Source organism: Verrucosispora sp. TAA-831, from assembly GCF_050780145.1.
Taxonomy (GTDB): domain Bacteria; phylum Actinomycetota; class Actinomycetes; order Mycobacteriales; family Micromonosporaceae; genus Micromonospora.
On sequence record NZ_CP192240.1, the window covers coordinates 219,900 to 236,353 of the forward strand.

General features: G+C 71.2%; 16 protein-coding genes and 1 riboswitch. Of the genes, 11 read left to right on the top strand and 5 right to left on the bottom strand.

The window, feature by feature from the left end; translation table 11 throughout:
- The first annotated feature begins 5 nt into the window (after positions 1-5).
- A riboswitch (cobalamin riboswitch) is annotated at positions 6-67 on the top strand.
- 107 nt (positions 68-174) lie between these two features.
- Genes ACQVFL_RS01025 through ACQVFL_RS01035 form a run of 3 tightly spaced genes read left to right on the top strand, consistent with a single transcriptional unit; the run spans position 175 to position 3,049 of the window.
- Entirely contained in the window at positions 175-1,110 is a 936-nt protein-coding gene (locus ACQVFL_RS01025; protein WP_396692074.1) for an ABC transporter substrate-binding protein, read from the top strand.
- Between the two features lie 35 nt (positions 1,111-1,145).
- The gene (locus tag ACQVFL_RS01030; protein WP_431728372.1) at positions 1,146-2,234 is read left to right on the top strand and encodes a FecCD family ABC transporter permease; all 1,089 of its coding nucleotides are present in this window, start codon (positions 1,146-1,148) and stop codon (positions 2,232-2,234) included.
- The gene (locus ACQVFL_RS01035) at positions 2,231-3,049 is read left to right on the top strand and encodes an ABC transporter ATP-binding protein (RefSeq protein WP_396692076.1); all 819 of its coding nucleotides are present in this window, start codon (positions 2,231-2,233) and stop codon (positions 3,047-3,049) included. The genes ACQVFL_RS01030 and ACQVFL_RS01035 overlap by 4 nt, the downstream gene beginning before the upstream one ends.
- 23 nt (positions 3,050-3,072) lie before the next feature.
- On the opposite strand, the gene ACQVFL_RS01040 is transcribed toward ACQVFL_RS01035, so the two are convergent.
- From ACQVFL_RS01040 to ACQVFL_RS01050, 3 genes are all read right to left on the bottom strand, one after another.
- On the bottom strand, positions 3,073-3,837 hold the full coding sequence (locus tag ACQVFL_RS01040; RefSeq protein WP_396692077.1) for a VOC family protein: 765 nt from the start codon (positions 3,835-3,837) through the stop codon (positions 3,073-3,075).
- Between the two features lie 95 nt (positions 3,838-3,932).
- The gene (locus ACQVFL_RS01045) at positions 3,933-4,202 is read right to left on the bottom strand and encodes a hypothetical protein (protein ID WP_431728373.1); all 270 of its coding nucleotides are present in this window, start codon (positions 4,200-4,202) and stop codon (positions 3,933-3,935) included.
- Positions 4,203-4,256: 54 nt separating this feature from the next.
- On the bottom strand, positions 4,257-6,311 hold the full coding sequence (locus ACQVFL_RS01050; protein ID WP_431728374.1) for a HelD family protein: 2,055 nt from the start codon (positions 6,309-6,311) through the stop codon (positions 4,257-4,259).
- A gap of 277 nt (positions 6,312-6,588) precedes the next feature.
- On the opposite strand from ACQVFL_RS01050, the gene ACQVFL_RS01055 reads away from it, so the two are divergent.
- On the top strand, positions 6,589-7,440 hold the full coding sequence (locus ACQVFL_RS01055; protein ID WP_431728375.1) for a menaquinone biosynthetic enzyme MqnA/MqnD family protein: 852 nt from the start codon (positions 6,589-6,591) through the stop codon (positions 7,438-7,440).
- 13 nt (positions 7,441-7,453) lie between these two features.
- On the opposite strand, the gene ACQVFL_RS01060 is transcribed toward ACQVFL_RS01055, so the two are convergent.
- Together ACQVFL_RS01060 and ACQVFL_RS01065 are read right to left on the bottom strand one after the other, a co-directional pair.
- Entirely contained in the window at positions 7,454-8,392 is a 939-nt protein-coding gene (locus ACQVFL_RS01060; protein WP_396692081.1) for a serine hydrolase, read from the bottom strand.
- Entirely contained in the window at positions 8,392-9,375 is a 984-nt protein-coding gene (locus ACQVFL_RS01065; RefSeq protein ID WP_431728376.1) for a hypothetical protein, read from the bottom strand. Before ACQVFL_RS01065 ends, ACQVFL_RS01060 begins: the two co-directional genes overlap by 1 nt.
- Positions 9,376-9,736: 361 nt before the next feature.
- On the opposite strand from ACQVFL_RS01065, the gene paaA reads away from it, so the two are divergent.
- From paaA to ACQVFL_RS01100, 7 genes are all read left to right on the top strand, one after another.
- A complete protein-coding gene (gene paaA, locus ACQVFL_RS01070; protein WP_396692083.1) occupies positions 9,737-10,786 on the top strand; it encodes a 1,2-phenylacetyl-CoA epoxidase subunit PaaA in 1,050 nt (349 codons plus the stop codon).
- A gap of 55 nt (positions 10,787-10,841) precedes the next feature.
- Positions 10,842-11,132, top strand: a complete 291-nt coding sequence (gene paaB / locus ACQVFL_RS01075) for a 1,2-phenylacetyl-CoA epoxidase subunit PaaB (protein WP_350697438.1) — start codon at positions 10,842-10,844, stop codon at positions 11,130-11,132.
- The gene (paaC, locus tag ACQVFL_RS01080) at positions 11,129-11,854 is read left to right on the top strand and encodes a 1,2-phenylacetyl-CoA epoxidase subunit PaaC (protein ID WP_431728377.1); all 726 of its coding nucleotides are present in this window, start codon (positions 11,129-11,131) and stop codon (positions 11,852-11,854) included. Before paaB ends, paaC begins: the two co-directional genes overlap by 4 nt.
- A gap of 19 nt (positions 11,855-11,873) precedes the next feature.
- On the top strand, positions 11,874-12,350 hold the full coding sequence (paaD, locus tag ACQVFL_RS01085) for a 1,2-phenylacetyl-CoA epoxidase subunit PaaD (RefSeq protein WP_396692085.1): 477 nt from the start codon (positions 11,874-11,876) through the stop codon (positions 12,348-12,350).
- Positions 12,347-13,468: a 1,2-phenylacetyl-CoA epoxidase subunit PaaE gene (paaE, locus tag ACQVFL_RS01090; protein ID WP_431728378.1), complete on the top strand. Its 1,122-nt coding sequence runs from the start codon at positions 12,347-12,349 to the stop codon at positions 13,466-13,468. Before paaD ends, paaE begins: the two co-directional genes overlap by 4 nt.
- Before the next feature lie 215 nt (positions 13,469-13,683).
- Positions 13,684-14,874 carry a cyclic dehypoxanthinyl futalosine synthase gene (mqnC, locus tag ACQVFL_RS01095; protein ID WP_396692087.1) on the top strand — a complete coding sequence of 397 codons (1,191 nt, stop codon included), beginning with the start codon at positions 13,684-13,686 and terminating at the stop codon, positions 14,872-14,874.
- Positions 14,875-15,168: 294 nt separating this feature from the next.
- Positions 15,169-16,353: an LPXTG cell wall anchor domain-containing protein gene (locus ACQVFL_RS01100; protein ID WP_431728379.1), complete on the top strand. Its 1,185-nt coding sequence runs from the start codon at positions 15,169-15,171 to the stop codon at positions 16,351-16,353.
- Positions 16,354-16,454 lie beyond the last annotated feature (101 nt).

Here is a 16,454-nt window from a genome sequence, read left to right on the forward strand (position 1 = left end):
GCGAAGCCGGTGCGAAACCGGCGCTGTCCCGCAACTGTGATGCCCCGGATGTCGGGGACGAGTCAGGTCGCCTGGGGCGCGTCGCGATTCGCGCTCTCGAGGAAGGGCGCCTCGCGGACGGGCCGCCCCGGCTCCTGTCGGCGAAGCAGCACTCCTCGACCGACAGGAGGACCGATGTTCAGCCGTACCCCCCGGGTCTTCGCCGCCACTCTCGCGGTGGCCGCGCTCGCCCTCGGCGCCTGTGCCGAGACGAGCAGCGAGACACCCAGCACCGGCGAGCGCCCGAGTGGCGCCGCCTACCCCGTCACCGTCGGGTCGTTGACCCTGGAGCAGCGTCCCGAGAAGATCGTCTCGCTCTCCGCGACGGCCACCGAGATGCTCTTCGCCATCGGTGCCGGCCCGCAGGTCACCGCCGTCGACGACCAGTCGAACCACCCCGCCGACGCGCCCAAGACCGACCTCTCCGGCTACCAGCCGAACGCCGAGGCGGTCGCCGCGAAGAACCCCGACCTGGTGGTGCTCAGCGACGACCGCAACAAGATCGTCGACCAGCTCACCACGCTCAAGATCCCGGTGTACCTGACCCCGGCGGCGCAGACCCTGGACGACTCGTACCGGCAGATCACCGAGCTGGGCACGCTCACCGGCAACGCCGACGCGGCGGCCGACGTGGTGCAGCGGATGAAGGACGACATCACCAAGATCGTCGCCGAGGTGCCGCAGCGGGTCCAGGCGCCGACCTACTTCCACGAGCTGGGGCCGGAGCTGTACACCGCCACCAGCAAGACCTTCATCGGCTCGATCTACGCCCTCGCCGGCCTGGAGAACATCGCCGACGCGGCGGACGCCGACGGCAAGAACGGCGGCTACCCGCAGCTCTCCCAGGAAGTGATCGTCCAGGCCAACCCGGACTTCGTCTTCCTCTCCGACGTGAAGTGCTGCCAGCAGAGCGCCGCCACGGTCAAGGCGCGCAGCGGCTGGTCCGGCATCGAGGCGGTCAAGAGCGACCAGATCGTCGAGCTGGACGACGACATCGCCTCGCGCTGGGGCCCGCGTGTGGTGGACCTGCTCCGCACCATCGTGGACGCCACCAGCAAGGCTGCCGAGTGACCGACGTCGTCAGGCGTTAGCAGGGGACCCTTCCTATGCACCAGGCGTTAGCAAGGGGCCCTTCCTTACCGGCCGTCAGCCGTCCGGCGGGCCTGCGGAAACGCTGGCTCGCCATCGGCGTGCTCGCCGTCTTCGTCGCCCTGGTGGCCGGCGTCTCGCTGGGGCCGGTCAGCCTGCCGCCCGGCAGCGTCGCGATCGAACTGCTCAACCTGCTGCCCGGGGTACGCCTGGAGAGCGGGCTGACCGAGCGCGAGATCGCCATCGTCACCGAGCTGCGGCTGCCCCGGGTGGTGCTGGGCCTGCTGGTCGGTGGACTGCTCGCCCTGGCCGGTGGCGCCTACCAGGGCGTGTTCCGCAACCCGCTGGCCGACCCGTACCTGCTCGGCGTGGCCGCCGGGGCGGGCCTGGCGGTCACCGTCGTACTGACCCTCGGCACCGCCACCGGCGGGGCGCTCAGCGGGCTCCCCCTCACCATCCCGCTGGCCGCCTTCGTCGGCTCGCTCGGTGCGGTCGCCATGACGTACCTGCTCGGAGTGGCCGGTGGACGCAGCCGTTCCCCGGCCACGCTGATCCTGGCCGGGGTGGCCGTCTCCGCGTTCCTCTCCGCCGGGCAGACGTACCTGCTGCAACGCAACGCGGACAGCATCCAGGAGGTGTACTCCTGGCTGCTCGGGCGGCTGGCCACCGCCGGTTGGCACGACGTCCGGCTGGTGCTGCCGTACTTCCTGCTCACCAGCCTGGTCATCCTGCTGCACCGGCGGGAGCTGGACGTGCTCTCGGTGGGTGACGACGAGGCGGCCGGGCTGGGCCTGCACCCGCAGCGCTCCCGGTACCTGCTGATCGCCGCCGCCTCGCTGGGCACCGCCGCCGCGGTGTCCGCCTCCGGCCTGATCGGGTTCGTCGGGATCATCGTGCCGCACACCGTGCGACTGCTCGCCGGATCGAGCTACCGCGTCATCCTGCCGCTGTCGCTGCTGTTCGGCGGCGCCTTCCTGGCGTTGACCGACGTGGTGGCCCGGACCGCCGCCGCGCCGCAGGAGATCCCGATCGGGGTGGTCACCGCGCTGCTCGGCGGTCCCTTCTTCGTCCTGGTGCTGCGGACCGCCCGGCGGGTGCTGACATGACCGCGCCCGAGTCGTCAGGTGGCGACCGGGCCGCGTCCGGTGCCGACGCCGTGCAGGTGCGTGATCTGCGGATCAGCCTGGACGGCACGCCGATCCTGGCCGGTGTCGACCTGACCGTCCGGCCCGGCGAGTGGGTCACCGTGATCGGACCCAACGGCGCCGGCAAGTCGACCCTGTTGCGGGCCGTCGGCGGCCTGCTCGCCGCGCCGGGCGCCGTGCACCTCTTCGGTACGCCGTCGAGCGCCCTGCGCCGCCGCGAACGGGCCCGGGTGGTGGCGACCGTGGCCCAGTCCCCGGTCGTACCGCCCGGCATGGCGGTGCTGGACTACGTCCTGCTCGGGCGTACCCCGTACATCCCGCCGCTGGGCCGGGAGTCCGCCGCCGACCTGGCCGTGGTGCACGAGGTGCTCGGCCGGCTGGACCTGGCCGGCTTCCAGGGCCGGGAACTGGCCACCCTCTCCGGCGGGGAGCGGCAGCGGGTCTTCCTGGCCCGCGCGCTGGCCCAGGGCGCGACCCTGCTGTTGCTCGACGAGCCGACCAGCGCGCTGGACATCGGTCACCAGCAGGAGGTGCTCGAACTCGTCGACCAGTTACGCCGGACGCACGGCCTGACCGTGCTGGCCACCATGCACGACCTCTCCATCGCCGGTGAGTACGCCGACCGCATGGTGCTGCTGGCCGACGGCCGGATCGTCGCCGAGGGCACCCCGACCGAGGTGCTCACCGAGGAGATGCTCGCCCGCTACTACCGGGCCCACGTCACGGTCGTCCCCGGCCCGCACGGCCCCCTGGTCCTCCCCACCCGTCCCCGTTGACGGGTGACGACGGGGTGAGGCGGTCAGGAGGTCAGGGCGATGAGGGAGAAGAGTGCGCCGTGCGGGTCGCGTAGAGCGGTGACGCGGCCGGCGGGGATGTCCCGGGGCGGCACGAGGATGGTGCCGCCCAGTTCGGCGGCGCGGGCGGCGGTGGCATCGGCGTCGGCGACCGAGAAGTAGAGCGTCCAGTACGCCGGTGAGTCGGCCGGGAACTCGGCACCCAGTGGCGGCATCATCCCGGCCACCAGGCGGTCACCCAGCCGCCAGCCGGTGTAGGCGACCTGCCCCATCGGCTCCTCCTCGGGCTGCCACCCGAAGACCAGCTCGTAGAAGACCCGTGCCCCGTCCGGGTCGGGAGTGACCAGTTCGGTCCAGCACATCGCGCCGGGTACGTCGAAGACGTCGGCACCGCCGAAGGTCATCGGCTGCCACACGCTGAACGCGGCACCGGCCGGGTCGCTGAACACCGCCATCCGGCCCCGGTCGAACACCTCGAACGGTGGCACCACCACCTGCCCACCGGCCCGTTCCACCCGGCCGGCGACCAGGTCGGCGTCGTCGGTGGCGACGTACGTCGACCAGATCGGCACCTGGTCCGGTACGGCCGGCGGCCCCACTCCGGCCACCGGTCGCCCACCCAGCAGGAAGACCGTGTAACCGCCCGCCTCCGGTTCGGGATCGACCCGGCCGGTCCAGCCGAACAGCTCGGGATAGAACCGTCGCGCCGCGTCCAGCCCCGGGGTGGCCAGATCGGCCCAGCAGGGGGTGCCGGGCGGAATGTCGACCACGGCCACCCCTCTCGGCTCGGGGCGCCCGCCGTTCGACCACCCTCACCGGCATCGTGGCACCGCCCGGCCGCCGCCCGAGGGAAACGGCCGGAACGTCAACTGAACCGGCGACCCTCGTCCCGTCGGTACGCCCATCCGCCGACCGCGGCCAGCGCCACCACCCAAACGCCGAGCATGACCGGCGACAAGAAGACGACCTGGGCCACCACGGTCACCGCCATGCTCGGCAGTGAGCATCCGATGGCGAGCCCCAGCAGGGTGAACGGCACCGCGACCACGGACACGGTGGCCAGCGCCAGCAGGAACCGGAGCGGGGTGATCTCGGCCGCGGTCAGCGTCGCGGCGATCACCACCAGCGGGATCACGGCTCCTTCCGGGTTGCTCCCTTGACGGTCTGACGCGTCGGCGCGACCGCGCGCTCAGCCGAGCGGGGCGGGAAGCGGCGCGACGTGCACCACCGACAGCCGGGACACCGCCCGGGTGAGCACCACGTACAGGCGGTGCAGGCCGCGTGGTTCGGCGGCCACGATGGCGGCCGGTTCGGCGACGACCACGTGGTCGTACTCCAGGCCCTTCACGCTGGTGGCCGGCATGACGGAGACCCGCGTACCCTCCGTCGGCTCGTCCACCGTCGCCGTCTCGATGCCCGCCGCCGCCAGCGCCGCGCGGAGCCCGGGCACCGCGTCGTCGGCGGCGACCACCGCGATCGATCCCTCGTGCGTGAGCGCCGCGCGCACCTCGTCCACCGTCGCCTCGAACAGGTCGGTCACGGTACGCACCGTGAGGGTGCCGTCGTGGCGCAGCGACTCGGCCGGCGGCACGTCGACGGCGAGCGCCGGCAGCAGCCGGTTGGCGAAGGCGAGCACCTCCGCCGGCACCCGGAAGCCGACCGTCAACGGCACCACCGCCGCGTCCGGCTTGCCCAGGTGGCGCAGGGTGTCCCGCCAGTCGGTGGCGGCCCAGGGCGCGGTCGCCTGGGCCAGGTCACCGAGGAGGGTGAGCGAGCCGTGCTCGCTGCGCCGGGCGATCACCCGGCACTGCATCGCGGAGAGGTCCTGGGCCTCGTCGACCACGACGTGCCCGAAGCCGGTCGGCCGCTCGATCAGCCCGGCCGCCTCGTCGATCAGGACGGCGTCGGCGGCGGTCCACCGGGTGGCCTTCGGCGTACGGGCCACCTTCCCGGCGGTGAGCAGGGCCTGCTCGTCGGCGGTGAGCAGGTCCTCAGCCGCCGCCGCGAGCCGGGCGGGGTCGCCGAGCAGGGCGTGCACCAGCCCCTCCGGGGTGAGCGCGGGCCAGACCGCGTCCAGGAAGGTGGTGACCGGCGTCGAACGGCCCGTTCGGCGCAGCCAGGCGTCGCTCGGCGACTCCGCCCGCCGGGCCTCGGCCTGCCGTTGCAGCAGCCCGACCACCCGCGCCCGGATCCGTTCCCGGCCGACGGCGTACGGCAGCTCCGCCGCGCGGGTCTCGTGGACCAGCCGGTGCAGCGGCTCCAACCCGATCCGCCAGCGGTACGAGCCGTCGGAGACGGTCATCGCCTCGGTCGGCTCGCCCACGTACGCGTCGACGGCCCGGCGCAGCACCTCGGCCATCCGGGCGTCGTGCTTGATCCTCGCCACCTCGGACGGTTCCGTCGCCCGCACCGCGACCCGGTCGACCAGGTCCTCGACGGTGGCCTGCGCGACCTCCACCTCACCGAGGGCGGGCAGCACCGCCGCGATGTACCCGAGGAACGCCCGGTTCGGCCCGACGACCAGCACCTTCGACCGACGTAGCCGCTCCCGGTGCAGATAGAGCAGGTATGCGGCGCGGTGCAACCCGACCGCCGTCTTCCCGGTGCCGGGCGCGCCCTGTACGCAGATCGAGTCGGTCAGGTCGGCGCGGACCAGCTCGTCCTGCTCGGGCTGGATGGTGGCGACGATGTCGCGCATCGGCCCGATCCGGGGGCGTTCGATCTCGGCGGTGAGGATCCGGCTGGCGGTGCCGAGTTCCTCGCCACGGTCGAGGCGTTCGTCCTCGAAGCTGGTCAGCACGCCGTCGCCGAAACCGAACCGGCGGCGCACCGCGAGCCCCTGCGGGTCGCGGGCGCTGGCCCGGTAGAACGACCGCGACACCGGTGCCCGCCAGTCCAGCACCAGCGGTTCGCCCTGCTCGTCGGTGACGTGCCGGCGGCCGACGTGGTAGCGCCGCCCGGAGTGCTCGGCGTCGGCGTCGCCGAAGTCGAGGCGGCCGAAGAACAGCGGCGTCCGTGGGTCGTCGGCCAGTTCGGCCACCCGACGGGCGAGGTGCCGCCCGAGCTGCTCGGCGGTGTACGAGTCACCGGCCACCGTGTCGCCGGTGGCGAAGAGTGCCTCGGCGCGTTCGCGCATCCGGTGCAGGGCGGCTCGGGACCGGGTCAGGTGGGCCCGCTCGGCGGTCAGCTCGTCGTCGAGGCCGGACGTCGGCGGGTGCGGGGTCTGTGGGGCGTGCAGGCTCATCCACGTGCTCCTTGACGCGGGGAAGAAGGCTGCCGCTCGCGTTTCCGACCACGGGTCGGCGCGGGACGTCCGCTCCGGTGCTACTCACCTCGGCCGTCAGGCGGAAGCGGACAGCCTACTCCCCGCCCGCCGGCCAGCAACCGGTTTATGTAAGGAAGGGTCCCCTGTACGACACCAGGCGATAGCAGGGGGCCCTTCCTTACCGACGGGTGCGGGGTTGGCCACTTCCGGGGCGGCTCGCTGAGCCGATCGGGTCGGGCGGCGATACGGTCGGGGCATGGTCGAGCGCGTCGCCCGCCCCCGGGTCGGGCACATCCAGTTCCTCAACTGCCTCCCCATCTACTGGGGGCTGATGCGTTCGGGAGCGCTGCTCGACGTCGACCTGCACAAGGACTCGCCGGATCGGCTCAGCGCGGCGCTGGTCGCCAGTGACCTGGACATCGGGCCGATCACCCTGGTCGAGTACCTGCGGCACGCCGACGAACTGCTGCTCCTGCCGGACCTGGCGGTCGGCAGCGACGGGCCGGTGCTGTCGGTCAACCTGGTCAGCACCCGCCCGCTGGCCGATCTCGACGGGGCGCGGATCGCGCTCGGGTCCACCTCGCGGACCGGCGTGCTGCTCGCCCGGCTGCTGCTGCGTGAGCGGTACGGCGTCGACCCGGAGTACTTCCGCTGCCCGCCGGACCTGACGCAGATGCTGCTGGAGGCCGACGCCGCAGTGTTGATCGGCGACGTGGCGCTGCGGGCCATGTACGAAGCGCCCCGGCAGGGGCTGACCGTGACCGACCTGGGGTCGGCCTGGCGGGAGTGGACCGGGCTGCCGATGGTGTTCGCCGTCTGGGCGGTCCGTCGTGACTTCGCCGCCGCTCATCCCGGCCTGGTCAAGGAGGTGCACGAGGCGTTCCTGCGCTCGCGTGACCTGTGCCTGGCCGAGCTGGACCAGGTCGCCGAGTCGGCGGCCCGTTGGGAGCCGTTCGACGCGACCACCCTCGCCGAGTACTTCCGGGCCCTGGACTTCTCGCTCGGCGAGCGTCAGGTCGCCGGGCTCCGGGAGTTCGCCCGTCGGGCCGCCGAGATCGGCGAGACGCCCGCGCTGCCGGCCGGTGGACCGGCCTTCTTCACCCGCTGACCGTTCCGCACCATCAGGTACGCGTCAGCAGCGCCTCGGTGATCTCCTGGCAGTTGTCCATGCCGTACTCGTAGCCCCTGCTGATGGGGTAGCGGAGCATCACGCCCATCGTCCAGGTATCGCCGACCGCCAGGCAGTTGACGTGGATCTCCTGCTCGCGGGTGCGGTCCACCCAGCCGTTCTTGATGGCGATCTGCTTCGCCTCGTCGGCCGGGAACGCCTTGCGGATACCGAAGTCGCCGGCACCGCGTACCAGGCGCATCTCCTTGAGCAGCCACTTGGTCCACTCGGGGCCGGCGGCCCGACCGTCGGCGATGCAGTTGCCCAGCCGTGCGGTGTCGCGGGGGGACAGCTCGGTGCGGCTCCAGCCGAGGTCGCTGGAGACCTTGCTGTCGGTCAGGTCACAGACCGACAGCAGCCGCTTGATCGACGCGGCCCGCCCGATCTGGGTGTAGAGCTGCTCGGTACGGGTGTTGTCGCTGTCCCGGATGATCCTGGTCAGGTCGTCGAGCTTCGCGTCGCTCGGCGTCTGTCCCGCGTTGGCGGTGCGTCGCAGGTAGTCGGCGACGATCCAGGACTTGATCAGCGAGGCGGTGGTGTTGGTCTCGTCCATGTTGTCCGAGCCGATGATCTCGCCGGAGCGGCGGTCCAGCACGCTCCAGCCGTACCAGCCGTCGATGTCCAGGTCGAGCTGCTTGGCAGCGAACGGCAGCGGTTCGGGCTCGGGCGACGGGCTCGGCGAGGGCGACGGCCGCGTGTGACGGTCGGTGAGCGAGCCGGCGCGGGACACCGGCGGCTCGGAGCGGCCCCACTCGGCGGCGGCGCGGGACTCGAAGGGGGAGCCGGGGAGCAGGCGCAGGGAGACCAGGACCAGCCCGAGCAGTACGCAGGCGATGGCGACGAGCCGTAGCGGAGATGTTCCGCCCTCCCGGTCGCGCTTACCGGTGGCCATCAGAGCTTCCCGGCCGGCTGCTGCGGCACCTTGAGCGCACCGCCGGGCTGCGGGGTCACCAGTTGGGCGGCGACGCTGGCGCAGACGTCGGCGCCGTAGTCGAGCTTCTCGGCGAACGAATAGCGAAGCATCACGGCCAGACTCCACTTCTCCGTGACCGCGAGGCAGTTGACGTGCCAACTGCGGTCGTAGAACAGCTTGGTCCAGCCGTTCTTCATGCCGACCGGGCCCTGACTGGTGATCGACTCAGGTAGTCCGTCGATGATGCCCCACCGGCCGCCGCCCCAACCCTCGTCCTCGTGCTGGTCCTTGTCGGCGGTGGTGCCGCGTACCTTGCTCATCTCGGAGAGCAGCCACTCGGTCCACTTCGGGCCGGCCGCCCGGCCGTCGGCGATGCAGTCGCCGAGCCGGACCGCGTCGCGCGGGGACATCCTGGTGAAGCTCCACCAGCCCTCGTACCCCTTGACGTTGCCCCGCTTGGTGTCGGTGAGGTCGCAGATGCTGATCGCGCGCTTGATCACCGGACCGGGTTGACCGCCCGCCGGCACCGCGTACGAGCCGCCGGCCATGCGGTAGATGTAGTTGGTCGACGAGTCGTCGCTGTCCCGGATGGCTTTGCTGGCCGCCTTCTTCGCCGCCGCCGTCAACTCCCCGTCGTCGAGTTGGCGCAGGTAGTCGGCGACGATCCACGCTTTGATCATCGACTCGGTGGAACTGGTCGAGGCCATGTTCTTCGAGCCGGAGATCTCACCCGTCTCGCGGTCCATCAGCGCCCACGAGAAGAAGTCGCCCTTGAAGTTCACCGACACCTTGCCCGCTGCGAGGGTGGGTGGCGGCGGTGGCGCGGGCGGCGGTGCCGCGACGCTCTCCTGTGCGGCGTTCGCCTCGTCGCCGGAGAGTCGGGCGTACGCGGCCGGCACCAGCATGACGCCGCCGAGCAGGACCGCCGTGACGGCGAACACCATGATCACGCGAGATCGCATGAGCGGGTGAGCTCCAGAGGTCAGGGCCGGGGGGACCGGCTTGTTGCCAGGACTGACCGGTGTGGATCGCTCCGGGGGCGGGGGAGGTGCCCCATCGGCGTGCGATCGTCCTGCACCGATCGGTGTGACCTGCGAAGTCTACGTCCGGATTCGGATGACGCCAGGATCCGACACCGGTCAACTCGCCGTGAAGGCGGGATAAGAACCCGCTACGCGGCTGTTGCGAGGATTTGCCGCTCATATGTGACCCGTCTCACACCGGTGGGCGCTACCCGGGGCGCGTGCCTGGTAACGCTGGGGTATCTCGTATTTCTATGACACCCCTCTGGTGTCAAAAGTTGCAAGCTGTAACACTGAGTCCATGTATGGCAATGACTTCCCGGGCGAGGAACCGCCCGGCGGCCTGCTCGGCGAGGTCGAGGCGGCGGAGGCGGCGCTGCGTGCCGCGGCGGAGCGGAGCCGCGTGGACGCCGACTCCGGAACGGACCTGGCGGCCTACTTCACCGCGGTGGTCGACGCCGACCAGAAGATCGAGCCGCGTGACTGGATGCCGGAGGCGTACCGGCGGACGTTGATCCGGCAGATCGCCCAGCACGCGCACTCAGAGATCATCGGCATGCAGCCGGAGGGCAACTGGATCAGCCGGGCCCCCTCGCTCAAGCGTAAGGCGATCCTGCTCGCCAAGGTGCAGGACGAGGCCGGTCACGGGCTCTACCTCTACGCCGCGGCCGAGACCCTCGGGGTGAGCCGGGACGAGCTGGTCCAGCTCCTGCTGGACGGCCGGCAGAAGTACAGCTCGATCTTCAACTACCCGACTCTGACCTGGGCCGACGTCGGTGTCATCGGCTGGCTGGTGGACGGCGCGGCGATCGTCAACCAGGTGCCGCTGTGCCGCTGCTCCTACGGCCCGTACGCCCGCGCCATGATCCGGGTCTGCAAGGAGGAGTCGTTCCACCAGCGCCAGGGCTACGAGATCCTGCACGTGCTGGCACACGGCACCCCGGCCCAGCAGGCGATGGCGCAGGATGCGGTGGACCGCTGGTGGTATCCGTCGCTGGCCATGTTCGGCCCGCCGGACGGTGACTCCACCCACTCCGCCCAGTCGATGGCCTGGAAGATCAAGCGCTTCTCCAACGACGAGTTGCGGCAGCGCTTCGTGGACATGTGCGTCGGCCAGGCGGAGGCGCTCGGGCTCACCATTCCCGATCCGGACCTGCGCTGGAACGAGGAGCGCCAGGCGTACGACTTCACCCAGCCCGACTACGCCGAGCTGATGCGAGTGATCAAGGGCAACGGGCCGTGCAACCGGGAGCGGATGGCACACCGGCGCCAGGCGCACGCCGACGGCGCGTGGGTCCGCGAGGCCGCCGAGGCGTACGCGGCGAAGCGGCGGGAGAAGGTGGCAGCGTGAGCGCGAGGAGTGAGCCGATCTTGCGAGCCCCGCAGTCGCGAACCGAGGTGACGCTGTGAGCGCGAGGGAATCCGCACCGCTCTGGGAGGTCTTCGTCCGGGCCCGGCGGGGTCTGTCGCACACGCACGTGGGCAGCCTGCACGCGCCCGACGCCGAGCTGGCCCTGCGGAACGCCCGGGACCTCTACACCCGTCGCCAGGAGGGGGTGTCGATCTGGGTGGTGCCGGCCGGGGCGATCACCGCTTCCAGCCCGGACGAGAAGGACGCCTTCTTCGACCCGGCGGCCGACAAGGTCTACCGCCACCCCACCTTCTACGAGGTGCCGGACGGGGTGGCGCACCTGTGAACGGTCCGTTCGCCTTCACCCTGGCGCTCGGCGACGACGCGTTGATCGCGGCGCAGCGGCTCGCCGAGTGGACCACCCGTGCCCCCGAGATGGAGGAGGACATCGCGCTGGCCAACATCGCCCTCGACCAGCTCGGCGCGGCGCGGCTGCTGCTGACGTACGCGGGCGAGTTGGAGGGCGCGGGCCGGGACGAGGACGCGCTGGCGTACCTGCGTGACGATCGGGAGTTCCGCAACTGTCTGCTGGTCGAGCTGCCGAACGGCGACTTCGCGGTGACCATGGCGAAGCTGCTCGTGCTGTCGGCGTACCAGCTCCCGCTCTACACCGCGCTGGCCGGTTGCGCCGACGAGCGGCTGGCCGCGATCGGCGGCAAGGCGCGCAAGGAGTCCGCCTACCACCTGGATCACGCCGCGCTCTGGGTGAAGCGGCTGGGTGACGGCACCGCCGAGTCGCACCGGCGGATGCAGGACGGGATCGACCAGGTCTGGCCGTACGCGAACGAGCTGTTCGCCCCCGCGCCGGACGCCCCGGTCGACCCGGCCACCCTGCGGGGCGAGTTCGACCGCACGGTCACCGACGTGCTCGCCGAGGCGACCCTCACCGCGCCGGATTTAGTCTGGGCACCGACCGGCGGACGGGACGGCGTGCACACGGAACACCTGTCGTACCTGCTCGCCGAAGCGCAGGTGGTGCACCGCGCCCACCCCGGGGCGCGCTGGTGAACGCGGTCGGACCGGCACGATGACCGATCCGCGCGTGGCCGTCGCGTCGGTGGTGGACCCCGAGATCCGGGTGGTCACCATCGACGACCTCGGCATCCTGCGTGCGGTGGAGCAGGACGCGGGCACCGGCCGCGTCGTGGTGACCATCACTCCGACGTACACCGGCTGCCCGGCGATGGACGTGATCCGGGCCGACATCCGACGCGCGCTGGCCGCCGCCGGACACCCGGACGCCGAGGTGCGTACGGTGCACAGTCCGGCCTGGAGCACCGACTGGATCAGCGACGCCGGTCGGGCCAAGCTGGCCGCCGCGGGCATCGCCCCACCGCACGCGACATCCCGCGACGGCGTGGTCCCGTTGACCCTCGCCGTGCGGTGCCCGCGCTGTGGGTCGCCGGAGACTGAGCAGCTCAGCCGCTTCGGCTCCACCGCGTGCAAAGCGTTGTGGCGCTGTCGCGCCTGTTCCGAACCCTTCGACCATGTGAAGGCGCTGTGACTGTCACCATCACCCGTCCGGTCCGCCGTCGCCCGGTGTTCCACCCGTTGCCCGTCGTCGCGGTCGACCGGCTCACCTCCGACGCCGTCGCGATCACCTTCGACGTGCCCGAGGAGTTGCGCGAGACCTTCGCCTTCCAGGCAGGGCAGCACCTCACCGTACGGCTCCCCGCCGACGTGGGCGGGAGCGCCGGCCCGGACGTGCGCCGGTCGTACTCGATCTGCTCCACGCCGCAGGAGCTGGCCCGGCACGGTCGGCTGCGGATCGGGGTGCGGGAGATCCCCGGCGGCGCGTTCTCGGCGTACGCCTGCGGGGTGCTGCGGCGCGGCGACACCGTCGAGGTGCTGCCGCCGCTGGGACACTTCGGCAGCGCGTTCGCCCCGGGCCGGGTCCGCCGCTACGGCGCGGTGGTCGCCGGCTCCGGCATCACGCCGGTGCTGTCGCTGGTCGCCACCGCCCTGGCCGTCGAGCCGGCCAGCACCTTCACCCTGGTGTACGGCAACCGCACGGCCAACTCGGTGATGTTCGCCGAGGAGTTGGCCGACCTGAAGGACCGCTATCCGACGCGGCTGCACCTGGTGCACGTGCTGTCGCGGGAGGAGACCGAGTCGCCGCTGCTATCCGGGCGGATCGACGCCGCGCGCCTGGGTCGGCTGCTGGACACCGTGGTACCCGCTGACGCGATCGAGGAGTGGTTCCTCTGCGGTCCGTACGGGCTCGTGGTGGACGCCAAGACGGTGCTCGTCGGGCGGGGCGTCGCCGAGTCCGCGGTGCACACCGAGCTGTTCCACGTCGACGCGCCGCCGGTGCCGGTCCGCCGCCCCGGTGACGAGCCGGGCACCGGCACCGAGGTCACCATCCTGCTCGACGGCCGGTCGTCGCGTTTCACCATGCGTCGCGACGAGCGGGTCCTGGACGCGGCGTTGAAGGTCCGCAGCGAGCTGCCGTACGCCTGCAAGGGCGGCGTCTGCTCGACCTGCCGCGCGAAGGTGGTCTCCGGTCGGGTCGAGATGGCCCGCAACTACGCGCTGGAGCCCGACGAGGTGGCGGCCGGTTACGTGCTGACCTGCCAGTCCAGCCCGGTCACCGACACCGTCACCGTCGACTACGACGCCTAGCTTCCATCCGCCCCACCCGCTCGGCGGATCTGGGAACCGCACCGTCCCTCTCGCGGAGGGCGGTTTCGCACCAGGATCTCGAATGGGTCGGGCTGCGGAGGTGGGCGGGTCGGTCGTCGCCGAACGTCTCGGCTGCCTCCGGGTGGCTCCGATCTTGGTCACAGGGTGGCCGGGGCTCGTGGGGGTACGGGTGAGCCCGGCGTAGGCTCGGTGGCGTGACGACGAGCCGGGAGATCGACGACATCCTGCAGCGCGGCGCGGACGGTGGGCGGATCACGCCCGAGGAGGCGCTGCTGCTCTACACCGAGGCGCCCTTCCACGCGCTGGGCGAGGCCGCGGACGCGGTGCGCCGTCGGCGGTACCCGGACAACGTCGTCACGTACCTGATCGACCGCAACATCAACTACACCAACGTCTGCGTGACGGCGTGCAAGTTCTGCGCCTTCTATCGGGCTCCCAAGCACAAGGAGGGGTGGACCCACCCCACCGAGGAGATCCTGCGTCGCTGCGGCGAGGCGGTCGAACTGGGCGCGACCCAGGTCATGCTCCAGGGCGGTCACCACCCGGAATACGGGGTGGAGTACTACGAGGAGCTGTTCTCCTCGGTCAAGAAGGCGTACCCGCAGCTCGCCATCCACTCGATCGGCCCGAGCGAGATCCTGCACATGGCCAAGGTCTCCGGCGTCAGCCTGGACGAGGCCATCGCCCGCATCAAGGCCGCCGGGCTGGACTCGATCGCCGGTGCCGGCGCCGAGATGCTTCCGGAGCGCCCGCGGAAGGCGATCGCGCCGCTCAAGGAGTCGGGTGAGCGCTGGCTGGAGGTCATGGAGTTGGCGCACCGGCAGGGCGTCGAGTCGACCGCGACGATGATGATGGGCACCGGTGAGACGGCCGCCGAGCGGATCGAGCACCTGCGGATGATCCGCGACGTGCAGGACCGCACCCAGGGTTTCCGGTCCTTCATCCCGTGGACGTACCAGCCGGAGAACAACCACCTCAAGGGCCGGACCCAGGCGACCACGCTGGAGTACCTCCGCCTGGTGGCCGTGGCCCGGCTCTTCTTCGAGACCGTGCCGCACCTGCAGGCGTCCTGGTTGACCACGGGCAAGGACGTGGGCCAGCTCGCGCTGCACATGGGCGTGGACGACCTGGGCTCGATCATGCTGGAGGAGAACGTGATCTCCTCGGCGGGCGCCCGGCACCGGTCCAACCTGCACGAGCTGATCGGGATGATCCGCTCCGCCGACCGGATCCCGGCGCAACGGGACACGCTCTACCGGCGGCTGGCCGTGCACCACACCCCCGCCGACGACCCCACCGACGAGCGGGTGGTGTCGCACTTCTCGTCGATCGCGCTGCCCGGCGGCGGTGCCGGTCGCTCCCTGCCGCTGGTCGAGGCGAACTGAGTCTCCCCAAGGTCACGAGTGGTCCCCGGAAAGGTCACGGTTCGCCAACGGTGCCGACGCTCGGCTGATCACCCGAACGGCTCGCCCCGCCCATCCAACCGGCTCGAAGCGTAGTGCCGGACCGGCGCGGGGTCGCGCTCCCTCGGGCAACAAGAGCCATCAATCCGGACAAACCTTAGATGACCATTAGCTGAGCAGCGTGTGGCGGGTGTGATCCGGGGTGGCGTGGGTGGTTCCTGAGCGCTAACGTCCCCGGCCGTACGCTTCTCACCACTCCACGGGGGAGACCCTTCAATGATCTTCCGTACTCGTCGTGCCGCGAGCCTGGCCACGGCCGCGCTGCTCGCCTTGGGCGCGGTCGCCGCGTTCGGCGCGCCGGCCAACGCCGCCGGCACCGAGACCGATCTGGCGATCACCTCGGCTGGCACCAGGGTCGCCGAGGGCTCCTGGGGCAAGCTCGCCTGGGCCAAGATCGCCAATCAGGGCAAGAACACCCCGAGCAAGGTCTCCCTCAAGGTCGACGCCTCCAAGGTGGACGAGAGCAAGCTCTGGTTCGCGATGTACACCGAGGGCGGGTGCACGTTCGACAGCGACCCCGACCCGAATCTGTTCGTCTGTGAGCTGGACAAGACCGAGATCCCCGGCCCCGGCGAGACCGTCGAGCTGCCGCTCCTCCTGATCAAGACCGGTGAGACGGCCACCGGGCCGTACAAGGCCCCGGTCACCATCACCATCGAGTCGCCGGACGACACCGACGACAGCAACAACAGCGTCACCTTCGACGTCGAGGTGACCCCGGAGAGCGGCGTCGACCTGGGCGTTATCGTGCCGGACGTGAAGACCGGCATCGACTTCGAAACCGAGAAGGAGAGCGACAAACTCCTTCCGGGCGATACCTCGATCGTCTTCGGTGCGGTCCTGAACCAGGGTGACCTGATCGCCCAGGGTGTCAAGCTGACCTTCCAGCTTCCGGTGGGTGTGACCTTCGCCTTCCCGGTCGAGGGGTGGGAGATCAGCGCCGACAACCGCAGCGCCGTCTGCGATGACAAGACGCTTGTGATCGGGACCGACGAGGTGCTCATCATCGATATGCCGATCGTCGTGGACGAGGACGTGAAGGCACCGGTGGCCCTCAAGGACGGCTGGTTGAAGGCGGAGGCCCACGGCGCGTTGCCGCCCGGTGCCCGGTTCAGCAAGCAGGCGACCATCCCGGACTTCGACCGGGCCGAGGTCCGGGAGATCGAGGACACCGAGTTCGCCGACATCGACCCGTCGGACAACAGCGACGACTTCGCCGTGATCGTGGCGGCGGCCGGCAACGGTGGCGGCGGCGGTGGCCTGCCGGTCACCGGTGTGCAGGCGGGCGTGATCGGCGCCGTCGGCGCGGGCGTGGTGCTCGCCGGTGCGGCCATGTTCCTGGTGTCCCGCCGTCGCCGGGTGGTCCTGGTGACTCCGGGCGACGAGAAGACCAATTCCTGAGGCCAGGTCCTCAATCGGCCCGCGCGGGCCGTTCACATAACGCACGGCAGTAGGGGCGGGATGGGCGACCATCCCGCCCCTACTGTCTCTGCGGTGGGCCG